Source organism: Streptomyces bacillaris, assembly GCF_003268675.1.
Classification (GTDB): domain Bacteria; phylum Actinomycetota; class Actinomycetes; order Streptomycetales; family Streptomycetaceae; genus Streptomyces; species Streptomyces bacillaris.
The window spans coordinates 3,053,953-3,074,180 of the sequence record NZ_CP029378.1 but is presented as its reverse complement, the minus strand read 5'-3'; the positions used below and the strand labels follow the sequence as shown (position 1 = coordinate 3,074,180).

Genomic DNA, 20,228 nt, shown 5'->3' with positions numbered 1-20,228 from the left:
AGTGGGCCCTGTACGAAAAGTGCCCCCGGCCGTGGTGGCCGGGGGCACAATCGCGCGGGCTTCTCAGGCCTTGGCCTCGGCCATGAGCTTCTGGACGCGGGAGACGCCCTCGATCAGGTCGTCGTCGCCCAGGGCGTAGGAGAGGCGGAGATACCCCGGGGTGCCGAAGGCCTCGCCCGGGACGACCGCGACCTCGGCCTCGTCCAGGATCAGGGCGGCCAGCTCGACCGAGTCGGCCGGGCGCTTGCCGCGGATCTCCTTGCCGAGCAGCCCCTTCACCGACGGGTAGGCGTAGAACGCGCCCTCGGGCTCCGGGCAGAACACGCCGTCGATCTCGTTGAGCATCCGCACGATGAGCTTGCGGCGGCGGTCGAAGGCGGTCCGCATCTCCGCGACGGCGTCCAGCGGGCCGGAGACGGCCGCGAGCGCGGCGGCCTGGGCCACGTTGGAGACGTTGGAGGTGGCGTGCGACTGGAGGTTGGTCGCGGCCTTCACGACGTCCTTGGGGCCGATGATCCACCCCACGCGCCAGCCGGTCATCGCGTACGTCTTGGCGACGCCGTTGACGACGATGCACTTGTCGCGCAGCTCGGGCACGATCGCCGGGAGCGAGGTGAACGTCGCGTCGCCGTAGACGAGGTGCTCGTAGATCTCGTCGGTCATCACCCACAGGCCGTGCTCGACGGCCCAGCGGCCGATCGCCTCGGCGTCGGCCTCGCTGTAGACGGCGCCGGTCGGGTTGGACGGCGAGACGAAGAGGACGACCTTGGTCCGCTCGGTGCGCGCGGCCTCCAGCTGCTCGACGGATACCCGGTAGCCGGTGGTCTCGTCGGCGACGACCTCGACCGGGACACCGCCCGCGAGCCGGATCGACTCGGGGTAGGTGGTCCAGTACGGGGCGGGGACGATGACCTCGTCGCCCGGGTCGAGGATCGCGGCGAAGGCCTCGTAGATGGCCTGCTTGCCGCCGTTGGTCACCAGGATCTGGCTGGCGTCGACCTCGTAGCCGGAGTCCCGCAGGGTCTTCTCGGCGATGGCGGCCTTCAGCTCGGGGAGGCCCCCGGCCGGGGTGTAGCGGTGGTACTTCGGGGTGCGGCAGGCCTCGACCGCGGCGTCGACGATGTAGTCGGGGGTCGGGAAATCGGGCTCACCGGCACCGAAGCCGATCACCGGACGGCCGGCGGCCTTGAGGGCCTTGGCCTTGGCGTCGACGGCGAGGGTCGCGGACTCGGAGATCGCACCGACGCGGGCGGAAACCCTGCGCTCGGACGGGGAAGTTGCAGCGCTCATGGGGCCATGCTCCCAGACCGGAAAACCCGTCGGCACACGGGTTTCAGGGACCGGACAGGAGCTGCACGGGAACCGGACAGGACCGGTCGGTAGTTGTCTGTTCGACGCAGCGGCCCTGAGCACGTACACTCACCTGTCGTTGGCCTTCACCAGCCGCGCCGTATCCACACCCGGGCACCGGGGAACATGCGGTAGGTTGGTGGAAACCACAAAGGGTCGTAGCTCAATTGGTAGAGCACTGGTCTCCAAAACCAGCGGTTGGGGGTTCAAGTCCCTCCGGCCCTGCTACACACTCCTTCGCCAGGATGTGTGCGCATGTACGTACTTCATTGCACAGCCGTGCGGCTCCACCGGGCGCGGCACGGCCACGACCCGGAATCAGGTGAGAAGCGTGACGGACGCCGTGGGCTCCATCGACATGCCTGATGCTGAGGATGAATCCCCCGAGTCCAAGAAGAAGACTCGGAAGGGCGGCAAGCGCGGCAAGAAGGGTCCTCTGGGCCGCCTCGCGCTGTTCTACCGCCAGATCGTCGCCGAACTCCGTAAGGTTGTCTGGCCGACCCGTAGCCAGCTGACGACGTACACCTCCGTCGTCATCGTGTTCGTCGTCGTGATGATCGGTATCGTTACCGTTCTCGACATGGGATTCGCGCGGGTCGTCAAGTACGTCTTCGGCTGAGCCGGCGGAAGGCGTCCGACCGGCGCCCCCCTCCGCATGTTCCACCCTTTGTATCCAGGAAGAAGCAGCCATCGTGTCTGACCCGAACCTGAACGACTCCGTCGAGCCCGAGGCGGGCGCCTCCAAGTCCGGCAAGGACGAGCTCGACATCGTTGAGGCTGCTGACTCCGTGGAGCCCGACCGGGCCGAGACCGCTGTGGACACCGAGGCCGTGGCGGACGAGACGGTCGAGGCCGACGAGGACGCCGCCGTCGCCGAGGTGGCGGAAGCCGTCGAGGCCGACGACGAGAGCGCCGACGAGGAGGAGGCCGAGCCGGCCGCCCCCGTCGACCCCGTCGCCGCCCTCCGCGAGGAGCTGCGCGGTCTCCCCGGCGAGTGGTACGTCATCCACACGTACGCCGGGTACGAGAAGCGCGTGAAGGCCAACCTGGAGCAGCGCGCCGTCTCGCTCAACGTGGAGGAGTTCATCTACCAGGCCGAGGTGCCTGAAGAGGAAATCGTCCAGATCAAGAACGGCGAGCGCAAGAACGTCCGGCAGAACAAGCTCCCCGGCTACGTGCTGGTGCGCATGGACCTGACGAACGAGTCCTGGGGCGTCGTGCGGAACACGCCGGGTGTCACCGGCTTCGTGGGCAACGCCTACGACCCGTACCCGCTGACCCTCGACGAGATCGTCAAGATGCTCGCCCCGGAGGCCGAGGAGAAGGCCGCCCGCGAGGCCGCCGAGGCCGAGGGCAAGCCGGCTCCGGCCCGCAAGGTCGAGGTCCAGGTGCTGGACTTCGAGGTCGGCGACTCGGTCACCGTCACCGACGGCCCGTTCGCCACGCTCCAGGCCACGATCAACGAGATCAACGCCGACTCGAAGAAGGTCAAGGGCCTCGTCGAGATCTTCGGCCGCGAGACCCCGGTCGAGCTGAGCTTCGACCAGATCCAGAAGAACTAGCGCTTCCCGCCGGTTTCTGGACACATGCCTACCCAGCAGGTCAGAGGGGCTTCGCGGCCCCTCTGACCTGCTGGGTTTTTGGTCGCACACCTATACCCGTTATCGTTGTGCGGTATGCCTCCATCCGGATGACCGGATCGGCGGCGAAACACCTCTCACTAGGACCCGGAGAGAGCAATGCCTCCCAAGAAGAAGAAGGTCACGGGGCTTATCAAGCTCCAGATCAACGCCGGTGCGGCGAACCCGGCCCCGCCGGTCGGCCCCGCGCTCGGTCAGCACGGCGTCAACATCATGGAGTTCTGCAAGGCCTACAACGCCGCGACCGAGTCGCAGCGTGGCATGGTCGTGCCGGTGGAGATCACGGTCTACGAGGACCGCTCCTTCACCTTCGTCACGAAGACTCCGCCGGCCGCCAAGCTGATCCTCAAGGCCGCGGGTGTGGAGAAGGGCTCCGGCGAGCCGCACAAGACCAAGGTCGCCAAGCTGACGGCTGCCCAGGTCCGCGAGATCGCCACGACGAAGCTCCCCGACCTGAACGCCAATGACCTCGACGCCGCGTCGAAGATCATCGCCGGCACCGCCCGTTCCATGGGCATCACGGTCGAAGGCTGATTCAGCCCCGTAACCCCCAGTGGTAGGACCAAGCGCTGGTCCGCACCACGACTCCACACTCTGAAACCACAGGAGTAGAAGTGAAGCGCAGCAAGAACCTCCGCGCTGCGGACGCCAAGATCGACCGGGAGCGCGTGTACGCCCCGCTCGAGGCCGTCCGTCTCGCCAAGGAGACCGCCACCACGAAGTTCGACGGCACCGTCGAGGTCGCCTTCCGCCTGGGTGTCGACCCGCGCAAGGCCGACCAGATGGTCCGCGGCACCGTGAACCTCCCGCACGGCACCGGCAAGACCGCCCGGGTCCTGGTCTTCGCGACCGGTGACCGTGCTGCGGCCGCGGAAGCCGCCGGAGCCGACATCGTCGGCGCCGACGAGCTGATCGACGAGGTGGCGAAGGGCCGTCTGGACTTCGACGCCGTCGTCGCCACCCCGGACCTCATGGGCAAGGTCGGCCGCCTCGGCCGCGTGCTCGGTCCGCGTGGTCTGATGCCGAACCCGAAGACCGGCACCGTCACCCCCGATGTCGCCAAGGCTGTCAACGACATCAAGGGCGGAAAGATCGAGTTCCGCGTCGACAAGCACTCCAACCTGCACTTCATCATCGGCAAGGTCTCGTTCGACGAGACCAAGCTGGTGGAGAACTACGCAGCGGCGCTGGAGGAAGTCCTCCGTCTGAAGCCGTCCGCCGCCAAGGGCCGCTACATCAAGAAGGCCGCGCTGGCCACCACGATGGGCCCCGGCATCCCGCTGGACGCCAACCGCACCCGCAACCTCCTCGTCGAGGAGGACCCGGCCGCCGTCTGAGCCACCGTGCTCACCCGGTAGCCGCGTCGCACGCGTGCTCTGTGTGGACGGGCCCCGCAACCTTCCCAGGTGCGGGGCCCGTCCTCGTATCCGAAGGAAAGAATTCACGGGGGACCAGGAGGGGTGGACGGCCGGATGAGGACGAGCACGGTACGGCGCGCGGGTACGGGGGCGGCGGTGGCGGCCCTGATGACGGTGGTGGCGGCCTGCGGCGGCCAGGGAGGCGGCTCCGGTACGCAGACGGAGCCGGCCACGAAGGCGGCCGGGGCGAGCCATGTCGCCGCGCTCCAGCAGGTCGGGAAGAAGACCGGCACCGCGCAGTCGGCCCGGATCGAGGGCACCTCCACGATGGGCGGCACCGTCTCCATGAAGCAGACGGGGACCATCGGCTGGGCGGACGGCCTCTCGGGCTCGCTCACCGTCACGTACACCGGCGGCACCATGGCCGAAGCCCTGCGGCAGGGCGGCGGCGACGGATCGGTCCGGGCGCGCTATCTGAAGGACGAGTACTACGCCGACATGGGCGAGGCCTTCGCGAAGACCGTCGGCGGCAAGCGCTGGGTCCGGTACGCCTACGAGGACGTCGCCAAGCTGGGCGGGGGCGCGGGCGACGTCCTGCGGGAGCAGGTGCGGAACAGCACCCCCGAGCAGGGCGTGAAGGCCCTGCTGGCCGCCGGGGACGTCAGGAAGGTCGGCCAGGAGGACGTACGGGGCGTCTCCGCGACCCGCTACTCCGGCACCGTCGACGTGGCCGAGCTGACCGCGCGCGGCAGCGCCCTGGACGACCGGCAGCTCGCCGCCTTCAAGGAACAGCTCACCGCCGCCGGGATCACCACGCAGACCGTCGACATCTGGGTCGACAAGGACGATCTGCTGGTGAAGAAGACCGAGCGCGGCGAGAGCGGGATCGGCGCGTTCGACTCCACGGTCTTCTACAGCGACTACGGGACGGAGATCCCGGTCGAGAAGCCGCCGGCCGCCGACACCGTGGACTTCCTCGACGTCCTGAAGCGGCAGCCGGGCATCGGCCCCTCCTGACCTGCGGCTAAACGCACCGCGCTGGGACGGGCGGCGCCGGATTTGCCCGGCGCGCCCCCGGTCGCGTACGCTCCACAGGAAGCCAAAGACCGCTGGTCGTCGCTGTGCTCCCGCAAGGGTGACGGTGACCGAAGGTTCCGCTAGATCGGACGACCTGCGCAGGTGACTGTGGAACTGCTCCCGGACTCTGTCCGGTCGAGCCGCGCCCTGGCACTTGTGCTGGGGCGTTTCGTCTTTCCCGGCCCCTTCTGAGCGGTCCTCATCACCCGGAAGGAGGCCGACGCTCATGGCAAGGCCCGACAAGGCTGCCGCGGTAGCCGAGCTGACGGACCAGTTCCGCAGCTCGAACGCCGCCGTGCTGACCGAGTACCGGGGTCTCACCGTGGCACAGCTCAAGGAGCTGCGCCGTTCGCTCGGTGAGAACGCCCAGTACGCCGTGGTGAAGAACACGCTGACCAAGATTGCGGCCAACGAGGCCGGGATCGACGCGCTGGACGACCTGTTCTCGGGTCCGACGGCGGTTGCCTTCGTCACCGGTGACCCGGTGGAGTCGGCGAAGGGTCTTCGTGACTTCGCCAAGGACAACCCGAACCTCATCATCAAGGGCGGTGTCCTTGACGGTAAGGCGCTGTCCGCCGATGAGATCAAGAAGCTCGCGGACCTCGAGTCCCGCGAGGTTCTGCTCTCCAAGCTGGCCGGTGCTTTCAAGGGCAAGCAGACGCAGGCGGCGCAGGTCTTCCAGGCCCTGCCCTCCAAGTTCGTCCGCACCGCGGAAGCTCTTCGCGCCAAGAAGGAAGAGCAGGGCGGTGCCGGTACTCCGGCTCCCGCCGAGGCCGCCGAGTAATCACGCTCAGCGGTCCAGCGGGCTCCACGTACGCCCGCCGACACATACATCCGGCACCTGCCGAATAGTGGAAGGACGCCTGTCATGGCGAAGCTGTCCCAGGAAGACCTGCTCGCGCAGTTCGAGGAGATGACCCTCATCGAGCTCTCCGAGTTCGTGAAGGCCTTCGAGGAGAAGTTCGACGTCACCGCCGCCGCGGCCGTCGCCGTCGCCGGTCCGGCCGGCCCGGGCGCGCCCACCGAGGCCGTCGAGGAGAAGGACGAGTTCGACGTCATCCTCACCGGCGCCGGCGAGAAGAAGATCCAGGTCATCAAGGTCGTGCGTGAGCTGACCTCGCTGGGTCTGAAGGAGGCCAAGGACCTCGTCGACGGCACCCCGAAGCCGGTCCTCGAGAAGGTCGCCAAGGAGGCCGCCGAGAAGGCTGCCGAGTCCCTCAAGGCCGCCGGCGCTTCCGTCGAGGTCAAGTAACACCCCGGGAGTCCGCAGCGACTCCCCGGGCGCGTCCAGCGTCCGTACCGAAGGGCGATCATCCATCCGGGTGGTCGCCCTTCGGCGTACCCGTGGCGGCTGCCTTGCTCTTCCGCCCGTGACGAGTAGGGTGATCTTCGCCGTGCGTCTCCCGCGAGGCGCCCAGGGGCCTGCTGAAGGCTTCCCCGGGGCGGCTGGAGCGTGCTCCTGGGGGCCCGTCCGGACCGGTGGGCCTTGACGAACGGCACGAGGCGCGCAATTCTCAGGACGCGTCATCACTTCGATCCGTATCCGAGGCATGGATCGAGAGTGAAGAGGGCAGTAAAGAAGAGCGCACCCCGCGCGAGGGCCTGACCACATAGGTAGTTGAGAACAGCTGTTGAGAGCAACGTGGGTCTCTGAGAACCCCGACTGGACATCAGTGTGCCGCTTGGCTACACTGACCCTTTGCGCTGCCTGTTAGCTGCCTCCTGCCCGTCACCAGGGGCATGCCCGCACTTGAGCATCGATGACCGACCCTCGCTGAGCTGGCCTTTCCGGCCGGTTCGGGACGGTGTGTCTGGGTGTCCAATGCGGGACCGGTACGCGCGTAGTGAGTCCGAGCCCTCGGAAGGACCCCCTCTTGGCCGCCTCGCGCAACGCCTCGACCGCGAATACGAACAACGGTGCCAGCACCGCCCCGCTGCGCATCTCCTTTGCAAAGATCAAGGAGCCCCTCGAGGTTCCGAACCTCCTCGCGCTGCAGACCGAGAGCTTTGACTGGCTCCTCGGCAACGCCGCCTGGAAGGCTCGCGTCGAGGCTGCTCTGGACAGTGGACAAGACGTCCCCACCAAGTCCGGCCTGGAGGAGATCTTCGAGGAGATCTCGCCGATCGAGGACTTCTCCGGGTCGATGTCGCTCACGTTCCGCGACCACCGCTTCGAGCCCCCGAAGAACTCGATCGACGAGTGCAAGGAGCGTGACTTCACGTACGCCGCGCCGCTCTTCGTCACGGCCGAGTTCACCAACAACGAGACCGGCGAGATCAAGTCCCAGACGGTCTTCATGGGCGACTTCCCGCTCATGACCAACAAGGGCACCTTCGTCATCAACGGCACCGAGCGTGTCGTCGTGTCGCAGCTGGTCCGCTCGCCGGGTGTCTACTTCGACTCCTCCATCGACAAGACGTCCGACAAGGACATCTTCTCCGCCAAGATCATCCCCTCCCGGGGTGCCTGGCTGGAGATGGAGATCGACAAGCGTGACATGGTCGGTGTCCGCATCGACCGCAAGCGCAAGCAGTCGGTCACCGTCCTTCTCAAGGCTCTCGGCTGGACGACCGAGCAGATCCTCGAGGAGTTCGGCGAGTACGAGTCCATGCGCGCCACCCTGGAGAAGGACCACACCCAGGGCCAGGACGACGCGCTGCTCGACATCTACCGCAAGCTGCGCCCGGGCGAGCCGCCCACCCGCGAGGCCGCTCAGACGCTGCTCGAGAACCTCTACTTCAACCCGAAGCGCTACGACCTCGCGAAGGTCGGCCGCTACAAGGTGAACAAGAAGCTCGGCGCCGACGAGCCGCTGGACGCCGGCGTGCTCACCACCGACGACGTCATCGCGACCATCAAGTACCTGGTCAAGCTGCACGCCGGTGAGACCGAGACGATCGGTGAGTCGGGCCGGGAGATCGTCGTCGAGACCGACGACATCGACCACTTCGGCAACCGCCGTCTGCGCAACGTCGGCGAGCTCATCCAGAACCAGGTCCGTACGGGTCTGGCGCGGATGGAGCGCGTCGTGCGCGAGCGCATGACGACCCAGGACGTCGAGGCGATCACGCCGCAGACCCTGATCAACATCCGGCCGGTCGTCGCCTCCATCAAGGAGTTCTTCGGCACCAGCCAGCTGTCGCAGTTCATGGACCAGAACAACCCGCTCTCGGGTCTCACCCACAAGCGCCGTCTCTCGGCGCTCGGCCCGGGTGGTCTCTCGCGTGAGCGGGCCGGCTTCGAGGTCCGTGACGTGCACCCGTCCCACTACGGGCGCATGTGTCCGATCGAGACCCCTGAAGGCCCGAACATCGGTCTGATCGGTTCGCTCGCCTCGTACGGCCGCGTCAACGCGTTCGGCTTCATCGAGACGCCGTACCGCAAGGTCGTCGACGGCCAGGTCACCGACGACGTCGACTACATCACCGCCGACGAGGAGGACCGCTTCGTCATCGCCCAGGCGAACGCGACCCTCTCCGACGAGCTGCGCTTCACCGAGCCGCGCGTCCTGGTCCGCCGCCGCGGGGGAGAGGTCGACTACGTCCCCGCCTCCGAGGTGGACTACATGGACGTCTCGCCGCGCCAGATGGTGTCCGTCGCCACCGCGATGATCCCCTTCCTGGAGCACGACGACGCCAACCGTGCCCTCATGGGCGCGAACATGATGCGTCAGGCGGTGCCGCTGATTAAGTCGGAGGCCCCGCTCGTCGGCACCGGCATGGAGTACCGCTGCGCCACCGACGCCGGTGACGTGCTCAAGGCCGAGAAGGACGGTGTGGTCCAGGAGGTCTCCGCGGACTACATCACCGTCACGAACGACGACGGCACGTACACCACGTACCGCATCGCCAAGTTCATGCGCTCCAACCAGGGCACCTCGGTCAACCAGAAGGTCGTCGTCTCCGAGGGCGACCGGATCGTGGCCGACCAGGTGCTGGCCGACGGCCCCGCCACCGAGAACGGTGAGATGGCCCTCGGCAAGAACCTCCTCGTGGCGTTCATGCCGTGGGAGGGTCACAACTACGAGGACGCGATCATCCTGTCGCAGCGCCTCGTGCAGGACGACGTCCTCTCCTCGATCCACATCGAGGAGCACGAGGTCGACGCCCGTGACACCAAGCTCGGCCCCGAGGAGATCACCCGGGACATCCCGAACGTCTCCGAGGAGGTCCTCGCCGACCTCGACGAGCGCGGCATCATCCGTATCGGTGCCGAGGTCGTCGCCGGTGACATCCTCGTCGGCAAGGTCACGCCCAAGGGTGAGACCGAGCTGACCCCCGAGGAGCGCCTGCTCCGCGCGATCTTCGGTGAGAAGGCGCGCGAGGTGCGCGACACCTCGCTGAAGGTGCCGCACGGTGAGATCGGCAAGGTCATCGGCGTCCGCGTCTTCGACCGCGAAGAGGGCGACGAGCTGCCGCCGGGCGTGAACCAGCTGGTCCGCGTCTACGTCGCGCAGAAGCGCAAGATCACCGACGGTGACAAGCTCGCCGGCCGTCACGGCAACAAGGGCGTCATCTCCAAGATCCTGCCGATCGAGGACATGCCGTTCCTGGAGGACGGCACCCCGGTCGACATCATCCTCAACCCGCTGGGTGTCCCGTCCCGAATGAACCCGGGACAGGTCCTGGAGATCCACCTCGGCTGGCTCGCCAGCCGCGGCTGGGACGTCTCCGGCCTCGGTGACGAGTGGGCCAAGCGCCTGCAGTCCATCGGCGCCGACCAGGTCGCCCCCGGCACCAACGTCGCCACCCCCGTCTTCGACGGTGCGCGCGAGGACGAGATCTCCGGTCTCTTCGAGGCCACGATCCCCAACCGCGACGGCGACCGCCTGGTCCAGCCCTCCGGCAAGGCCAAGCTGTTCGACGGCCGCTCCGGTGAGCCGTTCCCGGACCCGGTCTCGGTCGGGTACATGTACATCCTCAAGCTCCACCACCTGGTCGACGACAAGCTGCACGCCCGTTCGACCGGTCCGTACTCCATGATCACCCAGCAGCCGCTGGGTGGTAAGGCCCAGTTCGGTGGACAGCGCTTCGGTGAGATGGAGGTGTGGGCACTGGAGGCATACGGTGCCGCCTACGCCCTCCAGGAGCTGCTGACGATCAAGTCCGACGACGTCACCGGCCGCGTGAAGGTCTACGAGGCCATCGTCAAGGGCGAGAACATCCCCGAGCCCGGGATCCCCGAGTCCTTCAAGGTGCTCATCAAGGAAATGCAGTCGCTCTGCCTCAACGTGGAGGTGCTGTCCTCGGACGGCATGTCCATCGAGATGCGCGACACGGACGAGGACGTCTTCCGCGCGGCGGAGGAACTCGGTATCGACCTGTCCCGGCGCGAGCCGAGCAGCGTCGAAGAGGTCTGACGGGTTCGCCGGCCGGATCCCCGTGATCCGGCCGGCTCTCCCCGGACCCGTTCAGACCATTGCTGAAGTGCCCCGTTCTCTCGCCTGAGGCGAAGGGGCTCGAACCCCCGAAAGAGGGATTGACGACAAGTGCTCGACGTCAACTTCTTCGACGAGCTGCGGATCGGCCTTGCCACCGCGGACGACATCCGGACCTGGTCCCACGGCGAAGTGAAGAAGCCGGAGACCATCAACTACCGCACCCTCAAGCCCGAAAAGGACGGACTCTTCTGCGAGAAGATCTTCGGTCCGACCCGGGACTGGGAGTGCTACTGCGGCAAGTACAAGCGTGTCCGCTTCAAGGGCATCATCTGTGAGCGCTGCGGCGTCGAGGTCACTCGCGCCAAGGTGCGTCGTGAGCGGATGGGCCACATCGAGCTGGCCGCTCCCGTCACCCACATCTGGTACTTCAAGGGCGTTCCCTCGCGCCTCGGCTACCTGCTGGACCTCGCGCCGAAGGACCTCGAGAAGGTCATCTACTTCGCCGCGTACATGATCACGTTCGTGGACGAGGAGCGTCGTACCCGCGACCTGCCGTCCCTGGAGGCGCACGTCTCCGTCGAGCGTCAGCAGACCGAGAACCGCCGCGACGCCGACCTGGAGGCCCGGGCCAAGAAGCTCGAGACCGACCTGGCCGAGCTGGAGGCCGAGGGCGCCAAGGCCGACGTACGCCGCAAGGTGCGCGAAGGTGCCGAGCGCGAGATGAAGCAGCTGCGCGACCGTGCGCAGCGCGAGATCGACCGCCTCGACGAGGTGTGGAGCCGCTTCAAGAACCTCAAGGTCCAGGACCTGGAGGGCGACGAGCTGCTCTACCGCGAGCTGCGTGACCGCTTCGGCACGTACTTCGACGGCTGCATGGGCGCCGCCGCGCTGCAGAAGCGCCTGGAGTCCTTCGACCTCGACGAGGAGGCCGAGCGCCTCCGCGAGATCATCCGTACCGGCAAGGGCCAGAAGAAGACCCGTGCGCTCAAGCGCCTCAAGGTCGTCTCCGCGTTCCTGCAGACCAGCAACAAGCCCAAGGGCATGGTGCTCGACTGCGTGCCGGTCATCCCGCCGGACCTGCGTCCGATGGTGCAGCTGGACGGTGGCCGCTTCGCGACCTCCGACCTGAACGACCTGTACCGCCGCGTGATCAACCGCAACAACCGCCTGAAGCGCCTTCTCGACCTCGGTGCGCCCGAGATCATCGTGAACAACGAGAAGCGCATGCTCCAGGAGGCCGTCGACGCGCTGTTCGACAACGGCCGTCGCGGCCGTCCGGTCACCGGCCCGGGCAACCGCCCGCTGAAGTCCCTGAGCGACATGCTCAAGGGCAAGCAGGGCCGCTTCCGTCAGAACCTCCTCGGCAAGCGCGTGGACTACTCCGCGCGTTCTGTGATCGTCGTCGGTCCGCAGCTCAAGCTGCACCAGTGCGGTCTGCCGAAGGCGATGGCGCTGGAGCTGTTCAAGCCGTTCGTGATGAAGCGCCTGGTCGACCTGAACCACGCGCAGAACATCAAGTCGGCCAAGCGCATGGTCGAGCGTGGCCGCACCGTCGTGTACGACGTCCTCGAAGAGGTCATCGCCGAGCACCCGGTGCTGCTGAACCGTGCGCCCACCCTGCACCGCCTGGGCATCCAGGCCTTCGAGCCGCAGCTGGTCGAGGGCAAGGCCATCCAGATCCACCCGCTCGTCTGCACCGCGTTCAACGCGGACTTCGACGGTGACCAGATGGCCGTGCACCTGCCGCTCTCCGCGGAGGCGCAGGCCGAGGCCCGCATCCTGATGCTGTCCTCGAACAACATCCTGAAGCCGGCCGACGGCCGTCCGGTCACCATGCCGACCCAGGACATGGTGCTGGGGCTGTTCTTCCTCACCACCGACGGCCAGCTCCGTGACACCAAGGGCGAGGGCCGCGCGTTCGGCTCCACGGCCGAGGCGATCATGGCGTTCGACGCCGGTGAGCTGGCGCTCCAGTCCACCGTCGACATCCGCTTCCCGGTCGGCACCATGCCGCCGCGTGGCTGGGTGCCGCCGGTCGCCGAGGAGGGCGAGCCCGAGTACCAGCCGGGTGACACCTTCCGGCTGCGGACCACCCTGGGCCGCGCGCTCTTCAACGAGCTGCTGCCCGAGGACTACCCGTTCGTCGACTACTCGGTGGGCAAGAAGCAGCTCTCCGAGATCGTCAACGACCTGGCCGAGCGCTACCCCAAGGTCATCGTGGCGGCGACGCTCGACAACCTGAAGGCGGCGGGCTTCCACTGGGCGACCCGTTCGGGCGTCACCGTGGCCATCTCCGACGTCGTCGTGCCCGAGGCCAAGAAGGCCATCGTCAAGGGCTACGAGGAGCAGGACGAGAAGGTCCAGAAGCAGTACGAGCGCGGTCTGATCACCAAGGACGAGCGCACGCAGGAGCTCATCGCGATCTGGACCAAGGCGACCAACGAGGTCGCCGAGGCGATGAACGCGAACTTCCCGAAGACGAACCCCATCTTCATGATGGTCGACTCGGGTGCCCGAGGAAACATGATGCAGATGCGTCAGATCGCGGGTATGCGTGGTCTGGTGTCGAACGCCAAGAACGAGACGATCCCCCGTCCCATCAAGGCGTCCTTCCGCGAGGGCCTCACCGTTCTGGAGTACTTCATCTCCACGCACGGTGCCCGTAAGGGTCTGGCGGACACCGCCCTGCGTACCGCCGACTCGGGTTACCTGACCCGTCGTCTGGTGGACGTCTCGCAGGACGTGATCATCCGCGAGGAGGACTGCGGCACCGACCGCGGCCTGAAGCTGAAGATCGCGGTCAAGGGCGCCGACGGCGTGCTCCGCAAGACGGACGACGTCGAGACCTCGGTCTACGCCCGCATGCTCGCCGAGGACGTCGTGGTGGACGGCAAGGTCATCGCGCCTGCCAACGTCGACCTCGGTGACGTCCTGATCGACGCCCTGGTGGGCGCCGGCGTCGAGGAGGTCAAGACCCGCTCGGTCCTGACCTGTGAGTCCGCGGTCGGCACCTGTGCCTTCTGCTACGGACGCTCGCTCGCCACCGGCAAGCTGGTCGACATCGGTGAGGCGGTCGGCATCATCGCCGCCCAGTCCATCGGTGAGCCCGGTACCCAGCTGACGATGCGTACCTTCCACACCGGTGGTGTGGCCGGTGACGACATCACCCAGGGTCTGCCCCGAGTCGTCGAGCTCTTCGAGGCCCGTACGCCGAAGGGTGTCGCCCCGATCTCCGAGGCCAAGGGCCGCGTGCGGATCGAGGAGACCGAGAAGACCAAGAAGATCGTCGTCACCCCGGACGACGGCAGCGACGAGACGGCGTTCCCGATCTCGAAGCGTGCCCGTCTGCTCGTGGGCGAGGGCGACCCGGTCGAGGTGGGCCAGAAGCTCACCGTGGGTGCCACCAACCCGCACGACGTGCTGCGCATCCTCGGCCAGCGTGCGGTCCAGGTCCACCTGGTCGGCGAAGTCCAGAAGGTCTACAACTCGCAGGGCGTGTCGATCCACGACAAGCACATCGAGATCATCATCCGGCAGATGCTCCGCCGTGTGACGATCATCGAGTCCGGCGACGCGGAGCTGCTTCCGGGCGAGCTGGTCGAGCGGTCGAAGTTCGAGACCGAGAACCGTCGTGTGGTCACCGAGGGCGGTCACCCCGCCTCCGGCCGTCCGCAGCTGATGGGTATCACCAAGGCCTCGCTCGCCACCGAGTCGTGGCTGTCGGCGGCGTCCTTCCAGGAGACGACCAGGGTCCTCACCGACGCGGCGATCAACGCCAAGTCGGACTCCCTGATCGGCCTCAAGGAGAACGTCATCATCGGTAAGCTCATCCCGGCCGGTACGGGTCTCTCCCGCTACCGCAACATCCGGGTCGAGCCGACCGAGGAGGCCAAGGCCGCGATGTACTCGGCCGTCGGCTACGACGACATCGACTACTCGCCGTTCGGCACGGGCTCCGGCCAGGCCGTTCCGCTGGAGGACTACGACTACGGTCCGTACAACCAGTAAGCGAGTCGCTTGACGCCCGAGGGCGGTCATCCCGTACGTCACGGGGTGGCCGCCCTTCGGCGTGTGCGGGGCCGGTCCGGCCGGTCCGGTTCAGCGGAGCGTCTCCCAGAGCGCGATGGCGACGCCGGCCGTCGCGGTGAGCGCGGCGATGCTCGCCAGCGGCCAGCGGGAGCGCTCCAGCAGGTCGAGGCGGGCCTCGTGGTCGGCGAGCTGTTTGTCGGTCTGGTCGCTGCGCTGGACCAGCAGGGCCAGCTGCCCGTCGGCGCGGGCGAAGCCGGCCTCCAGGCTGCCGCGCATCCGCTCCAGTTCCAGGGCGACGGCCACGGGGTTGTTCGGGTCGGTATCGGTCATGGGCGGCCCTCCGGCGGTTCGGTGCGCAGCCAGCGCGGCAGCAGGGCCTGGACGCCCGGTACGGCCATCACCCGGGTCACCGCCCCCGCGACGGCCAGGGCCCCGGCGACCCGGGGCAGGGTCGCGGGGACGCCGGACGCGTCCACGAGTGCGGGCAGGAGCACGGCAAGGGCGAGGGCCGTCTGCAGGACGGTACGGGCGGTACGCCGGGCGGCGTCGGACATGGCAGGCTCCTCCATCCGGTCACGGGTACGCGGGGTCACGGGTTCTTGGTGGTGTACGGGACCTTCAGGGCGTCCCAGGACGTGCGGCCGGGCAGGCCGTCGGCGTCGGCGCCGCGGAAGCCGAGCTTGCGCTGCCAGGCGGCGTACGAGCGCCGGTCGGCCTCGGTCCACCGGGGGCCGGGCCCGACGGCGTACGCTCCACAGCCCTCGGCGACCAGCCTCCGGCCCATGGCGGTGACGACGGGGGAGCTGGGGCGGGCGGTGAAGAAGGAGGCGCCGGGGAAGGGCTGGTAGCGGGGGGTGGGGGTGCTGGGGCTGGCGGGTTTGTTGCCGGGCCGGGTGGGCTGGGCGGGCTTCGAGGGCTGCTTCGGGGGGTTTCCCGGGGTGGCCGTCAGGCGGGTCGCGATGCGAGTGCGCATCGACGGCATGGTGAAGCCGCGCGGGTCGATCTTGGCGGCCGACCACTCCGCGTGGCCGATGACCGAGCGGGCGGTCCAGCCGTGGGCCCGGCAGAGGGCCGCCGACGCACGTTCGATCGCCTCCAGCTGGGCGGCGGGCCAGGGGTCCTTGCCGTCGCCCAGGTTGACGCACTCGAAGCCGTAGAAGCGGGCGTTGCCGTCGACGGCGCCCGCGCTGCCGTCATGGGCGCGCGGGGCGGGCGGGCGGTCCCCGTAGTCCTCCACGACGACGCGGGCGAGCACGGCCGGGTCGCCGCCGCCCGCGTGGTTGGCGCGGCCGGCCGAGATCAGGTGGACGGTGCCCGCCTTGTCGATGACGCCGTGGCAGAGCGGGCCGGGCAGGGAGGCGTAGCCGTTGCGGCAGAGGGCGACGGAGGCGGCGCTTCCGCTGCTCACGGTGTGGTGGATCATCACCCCGTTCACGGGGCCCCAGGCGCCCTTGTGGTTGCGGTGGTGGGTGCGCCAGCCCGGGTGCTCGACGACGGTGACGCCTTCGGCGCGCAGGGCGGCGAGCAGCCGGTCGGCGGTGAGTGGTGTGGCCACGGGGGCGGTCCTTCCGGTGCGGTGTGCGGGAGTGGGGTGAGGTGGGTACGGGGGTGCGTACGGGTGTCGCGGCTTACGGGGGCGGGCGTGGCGGAGCCCCGTACCGGAGAGGCGGGACCGGTACGGGGCTCGGGTCCGGGGTGCGCGGGTGGGTCAGGTGGCGAGCGCGGCCCAGATGGCGTTGGAGTCGGCGACGACGTTGGCCACCGGGAAGGAGGTGGGCAGCGAGGTCTGGCCGGTGGTGCTGAGGCGGCCGTGCCGGATGAAGCGGCCGGGCATCCGGGCGCTGCCGCCGGGGGCCTGGCCCACGCTGGAGCCGCGCAGGAAGGCGGGGCCGCTGGTGTTGGGGCTGGGGCCGTTGATCACCAGCGCCACCCAGTAGTTGCCCGGCGCGGCGGTGTACGCGTCGGTGAGCGGGCAGACGACGGTGCGGCCCTCGGTCGCGGTGAACAGGGTGTTCAGGGCGGCGGTCACGCCGACGCGTGCTCCGGCGCTCGTGTAGAGACCGGCGAAGGAGGCGGCGCCCAAGGTGTTGCCGACGTAGCCGGGGACGTAGAAGGCGATGTTCTTCACGATCGTCTGCGCGTGCAGGGGGACGCCGATCAGGTAGACTCAGCCGTTGATGCAGTACTGCGGGGTGGCGGCGGAGCCGCAGGCCGGGTCGAAGGCCCAGCCCGCGAACCCGACGGCGGACGGGGACCAGCTGCCGGCCGAGGAGACGGCGTCCACGTAGCCGCGGCGGGTCAGCTGGTCGTCGGTGGTGGGGGTGACGGTGGTGAGCGGCGGGGCGGCGAAGGTCTTCGTGCCCTGGACGGTCTGGTTGCCGGTCAGCAGGACGGCGTCGCCGCTCGCCACGCCCGAGACGTCGGTGGCGTTGAGGACGACCGCGCCGGTGCGGCCGTTGACCGAGGTGACGGGGGAGCCGTCGATGGCCAGATAGCGGGCGTCGCCGGCCGCCTGGGAGAGGGCGCCGACGTCGGTGGCGGCGAGGGTGACGTTGCCGGTCCTGCCGTTGACCGAGGCCACGGCGCCGCCGCCGGCCGGGAGCTGGGCGGCCGGGACGAGGCCGTCGGAGCCGAGGGTGGCGACCCCGCCGGGGGTGCCGGCCCGGGAGGCGTCCACGGCGGAGACGTCGGCTGCGGTGAGCACGATGTCCGCGTCGGTCTTCCCGTTGACGGAGTGCACGGCTCCGGCGGGACCGGCGGGCCCCTGCGGGCCGAGTTCGCCGGGCGGTCCGGCCGGGCCCGGTACGGCGACGTACTGAGGGTTCGCCGGGTCGGCCGGGGCGATGTCGGCCAGGTCCACGGTGGGGTGGTCGGCGCTCAGCACGATCTGGTAGCTGCGGGCGGTGCGGCCGAGGCCGGAGAGCCGCTCGGTGACGGTGTACGTCCACACGGCGGGGTTCCAGCCGGGGGCGTCGGTGGCCGGCAGCACGACGTGGACCCGGCCCTCGGAGTCGAGGGTGGCGCGGGTGGGCCCGCCCAGGAAGAGATCCTCCTCGGCGTGGGTGAGCAGGGCGGGCGGCCGGAAGTCGACGGTGCCGCTCATGGGGCGGCCGTCGGGGGTGAGGTAGCGGGCGGTGACGGTGACGGTGGGGATGCTTTGGGGCAGCATGGGGCTCCTTGGGCGGGGTGCGTGTGGCCGGGGGCAGGCCTGTCCCCGGCTTGTCCGGCGCTTTGGGCGGGCCGCCGCCCCGGTCTGTCCTGTGTGGGAGCGGCCGCCACCCCCGGCCCGTCCGGCGTTTGGGGCGGGGCGCCGCCCCCGGCCCGTCCGGCGTTTGAGGACGGAAGCCTGGGGGCGGGGTGGGGTGCGCCTGCGGACGGGTGGATGTGGGTGCGGGCTCGTCCCCCGCGACGGTTCCGTCCTCAAACGCCGGACGGGCTGAAATGCCGCGCCGGGCCCGCAGGACGGGCATGCCGGACGGGCTGGAGTGGTGCGGGCGCACTGGCGTGATGCGGGTGGGCTGGGGGTGGGCTCCCGGGCCCGGGAAATGCGGAACGGGCTCCTACGACTCCAGGCCGTACAGCGTCAGTGGGTGGCAGCGGATCGTCGTGCCGGCGGTGGTGACCCTGGCCTGGATCTCGAACGTCACCGTCGCCCCGTACTCCACCCCCACCCGCTCCGTCAGCACCAGCCCCGCCCCCGGTCCGCCCACCGGGCCCAGCTGGACGCCGTTCACCAGCAGCCGGACCTCGCCCGGTGCGCCCGCCACCGCGATCTCGCAGTGCAGGCGCGGGTGCTGGACGAGGCCGGGGCCCCGGTGGAGCGTGGTCCAGGTGGTGGCGCCGGTGGACTCCCAGCGGGCGGGGTCGACGGGGGCGGGCAGGGCGAAGGGGAGGTAGGGGCGGGCCAGACCGCCCCGTACGGTGTCGTCGGCCAGGACCACGTTGCCCCGCCGGTCCAGGATCTGCACCGGCTGGACCGCCTGCGGGTCCGGCGCCCCGGTCCACACCGTCAGCGCCAGCGAACCGTCGTCGCGGCGGACGACCAGCCCCTGCTGCGGGGTCTCCTCGTCGCGGTCGGGCGCGACCCGGCCGAGGTAGAGGAGGTCCTGGTCGCCCGCCGTCCGCACCCGCAGCCGGCCGCGCTCACCGATGACCACCTCGCCGCCCGCGATGTTGTTCAGCGCCGGGGTGGTGTTGGCGCTGCCCATCAACTCCCTGACCTGGCGCTCCAGCGCGCGGATGCGGTCGAGCAGGTCGGTGGGGATGATCGCCACGGGTCACACTCCTTCCAGGTAGAGGACGGCGGTCTCCTGCTTGGCGCGCTGCGGCGGGGTGACCGCCATCCCGACGATCCGGTAGTGCGCGTCCAGCCCCTCGTGGTGCCACAGGTCGTGGATACGCAGCCGGATGCGGGCGCCGATCAGCGCCGGGGTGACCCGCCCGTCGAGCCGTATGGTCAGCTCCGGGATGACCTCGGGCCGCCGCTGCCGGGCCAGTTCGGCGCGGGCCAGCGAACGCAGGGTCGCCGCGTCGCTCACCCCGCCGTGGTCCGAGGTCTGCTCCAGCCGGGGCCAGCCCTGGACGAACTCCTCGGGCAGCTCCTCGGAGACCGTCAGCGGCTCGGACTCCTGGGACTGGTCGGTGTTGGCCGACTCGCCCCGGGCCACCCACACGTTCGCCTGCACGGTCGAGTCGGTGGGCAGGCTGTAGGTGAGGACGGGACCGGGGTGGTCCAGCACGAGGTCGCTGTGGCCGGTGCGGATCTGCGGGTGGCCGAGCTGGAGCCGCTTGACGCGGTTGCCGTCGGCATCCCGGTAGCAGTGGATGCGCCACTCGAAGCCGTCGTTCAACTGGCCCAGCTTGTCGAGGAGTTCGCGGATACGGGCGAGCGCCGAATAGGCGTGGGCGTAGTCGCGTACGATCCCCGACCGCTCATGGCCGAGGCTGATCCCGATGTCCCCGCCCGGCTGCTCCTGGGCGTGGGCGACCAGGAGCCGGGCGATGTCGAACTGGTCCAGCCCGGTGCCGGTCAGGTCCCGGCACAGGATGCGGTGGTCCAGGTACGAGTCGAAGGTCCCGGCCTGGAACTGCACGGTGAGCCGGCCCTGTTCGTCCGAGGCCGGGGTGCAGGTCCACAGCACCCCGCCCCACCAGATGTCGCCGTCCCGCTCCAGCCAGACCGCCGTGCGGCCGGGCCGCAGCGCCTCCCGGGCCCGGGCCGCGAGCGCCCCCTGCGGAAGGGGGACGGTGGCGGAGAGGGAGCCCGGCTTGCCGATGAAGTCGTCGAACTTGGTCTCCGTCAGGGGCAGGACGTCCAGCAGCCGGTCCGTGCGCAGATCGCAGAAGAGGGCCCGGTAGACGGGATCCGGGGATGAGGAGGTCCGGGGCATGGG

15 protein-coding genes, 1 tRNA gene and 1 pseudogene are annotated in these 20,228 nt (G+C 69.3%); 10 read left to right on the top strand and 7 right to left on the bottom strand.

From position 1 onward, the window contains the following. Positions 1-63: 63 nt before the first annotated feature. Positions 64-1,290 carry a pyridoxal phosphate-dependent aminotransferase gene (locus tag DJ476_RS12835; RefSeq protein ID WP_112490544.1) on the bottom strand — a complete coding sequence of 409 codons (1,227 nt, stop codon included), beginning with the start codon at positions 1,288-1,290 and terminating at the stop codon, positions 64-66. A gap of 212 nt (positions 1,291-1,502) precedes the next feature. Here DJ476_RS12835 and DJ476_RS12830 point away from each other — a divergent pair. The 10 genes from DJ476_RS12830 to DJ476_RS12780 all read left to right on the top strand — a co-directional run bounded on the left by DJ476_RS12830 (position 1,503) and on the right by DJ476_RS12780 (position 14,814). After that, positions 1,503-1,575, top strand: a tRNA-Trp gene (locus DJ476_RS12830). A gap of 106 nt (positions 1,576-1,681) precedes the next feature. After that, a complete protein-coding gene (secE, locus tag DJ476_RS12825; RefSeq protein WP_112490543.1) occupies positions 1,682-1,969 on the top strand; it encodes a preprotein translocase subunit SecE in 288 nt (95 codons plus the stop codon). A 73-nt stretch (positions 1,970-2,042) separates the two neighbouring features. After that, on the top strand, positions 2,043-2,912 hold the full coding sequence (gene nusG / locus DJ476_RS12820) for a transcription termination/antitermination protein NusG (protein WP_093749442.1): 870 nt from the start codon (positions 2,043-2,045) through the stop codon (positions 2,910-2,912). Positions 2,913-3,089: 177 nt separating this feature from the next. Then, a complete protein-coding gene (gene rplK, locus DJ476_RS12815; protein ID WP_006126872.1) occupies positions 3,090-3,524 on the top strand; it encodes a 50S ribosomal protein L11 in 435 nt (144 codons plus the stop codon). Positions 3,525-3,604: 80 nt separating this feature from the next. Next, positions 3,605-4,327, top strand: a complete 723-nt coding sequence (gene rplA / locus DJ476_RS12810) for a 50S ribosomal protein L1 (RefSeq protein ID WP_019765122.1) — start codon at positions 3,605-3,607, stop codon at positions 4,325-4,327. A 135-nt stretch (positions 4,328-4,462) separates the two neighbouring features. Further along, on the top strand, positions 4,463-5,365 hold the full coding sequence (locus tag DJ476_RS12805) for a hypothetical protein (RefSeq protein WP_112492497.1): 903 nt from the start codon (positions 4,463-4,465) through the stop codon (positions 5,363-5,365). Positions 5,366-5,651: 286 nt separating this feature from the next. After that, complete coding sequence (rplJ, locus tag DJ476_RS12800) at positions 5,652-6,209, top strand: 50S ribosomal protein L10 (RefSeq protein ID WP_006126875.1); 558 nt, start codon at positions 5,652-5,654, stop codon at positions 6,207-6,209. 84 nt (positions 6,210-6,293) lie between these two features. Beyond that, positions 6,294-6,677 carry a 50S ribosomal protein L7/L12 gene (gene rplL, locus DJ476_RS12795; RefSeq protein ID WP_103416846.1) on the top strand — a complete coding sequence of 128 codons (384 nt, stop codon included), beginning with the start codon at positions 6,294-6,296 and terminating at the stop codon, positions 6,675-6,677. 622 nt (positions 6,678-7,299) lie between these two features. Beyond that, a complete protein-coding gene (gene rpoB / locus DJ476_RS12785; RefSeq protein WP_053559786.1) occupies positions 7,300-10,785 on the top strand; it encodes a DNA-directed RNA polymerase subunit beta in 3,486 nt (1,161 codons plus the stop codon). Positions 10,786-10,914: 129 nt separating this feature from the next. Beyond that, complete coding sequence (locus DJ476_RS12780; RefSeq protein ID WP_018490792.1) at positions 10,915-14,814, top strand: DNA-directed RNA polymerase subunit beta'; 3,900 nt, start codon at positions 10,915-10,917, stop codon at positions 14,812-14,814. A gap of 90 nt (positions 14,815-14,904) precedes the next feature. On the opposite strand, the gene DJ476_RS12775 is transcribed toward DJ476_RS12780, so the two are convergent. The 6 genes and pseudogenes from DJ476_RS12775 to DJ476_RS12750 form a co-directional block, all read right to left on the bottom strand. After that, a complete protein-coding gene (locus tag DJ476_RS12775; protein ID WP_018490793.1) occupies positions 14,905-15,165 on the bottom strand; it encodes a hypothetical protein in 261 nt (86 codons plus the stop codon). Further along, the gene (locus DJ476_RS12770) at positions 15,162-15,389 is read right to left on the bottom strand and encodes a hypothetical protein (RefSeq protein WP_019765124.1); all 228 of its coding nucleotides are present in this window, start codon (positions 15,387-15,389) and stop codon (positions 15,162-15,164) included. The genes DJ476_RS12775 and DJ476_RS12770 overlap by 4 nt, the downstream gene beginning before the upstream one ends. Before the next feature lie 35 nt (positions 15,390-15,424). Next, positions 15,425-16,390: a peptidoglycan-binding protein gene (locus tag DJ476_RS12765; RefSeq protein ID WP_112490542.1), complete on the bottom strand. Its 966-nt coding sequence runs from the start codon at positions 16,388-16,390 to the stop codon at positions 15,425-15,427. Between the two features lie 153 nt (positions 16,391-16,543). Continuing rightward, positions 16,544-18,004, bottom strand: a pseudogene (locus tag DJ476_RS12760) (phage tail protein). 391 nt (positions 18,005-18,395) lie between these two features. After that, positions 18,396-19,109 carry a hypothetical protein gene (locus DJ476_RS12755; protein ID WP_112490541.1) on the bottom strand — a complete coding sequence of 238 codons (714 nt, stop codon included), beginning with the start codon at positions 19,107-19,109 and terminating at the stop codon, positions 18,396-18,398. Between the two features lie 3 nt (positions 19,110-19,112). Beyond that, positions 19,113-20,225: a hypothetical protein gene (locus DJ476_RS12750; RefSeq protein ID WP_112490540.1), complete on the bottom strand. Its 1,113-nt coding sequence runs from the start codon at positions 20,223-20,225 to the stop codon at positions 19,113-19,115. Positions 20,226-20,228 lie beyond the last annotated feature (3 nt).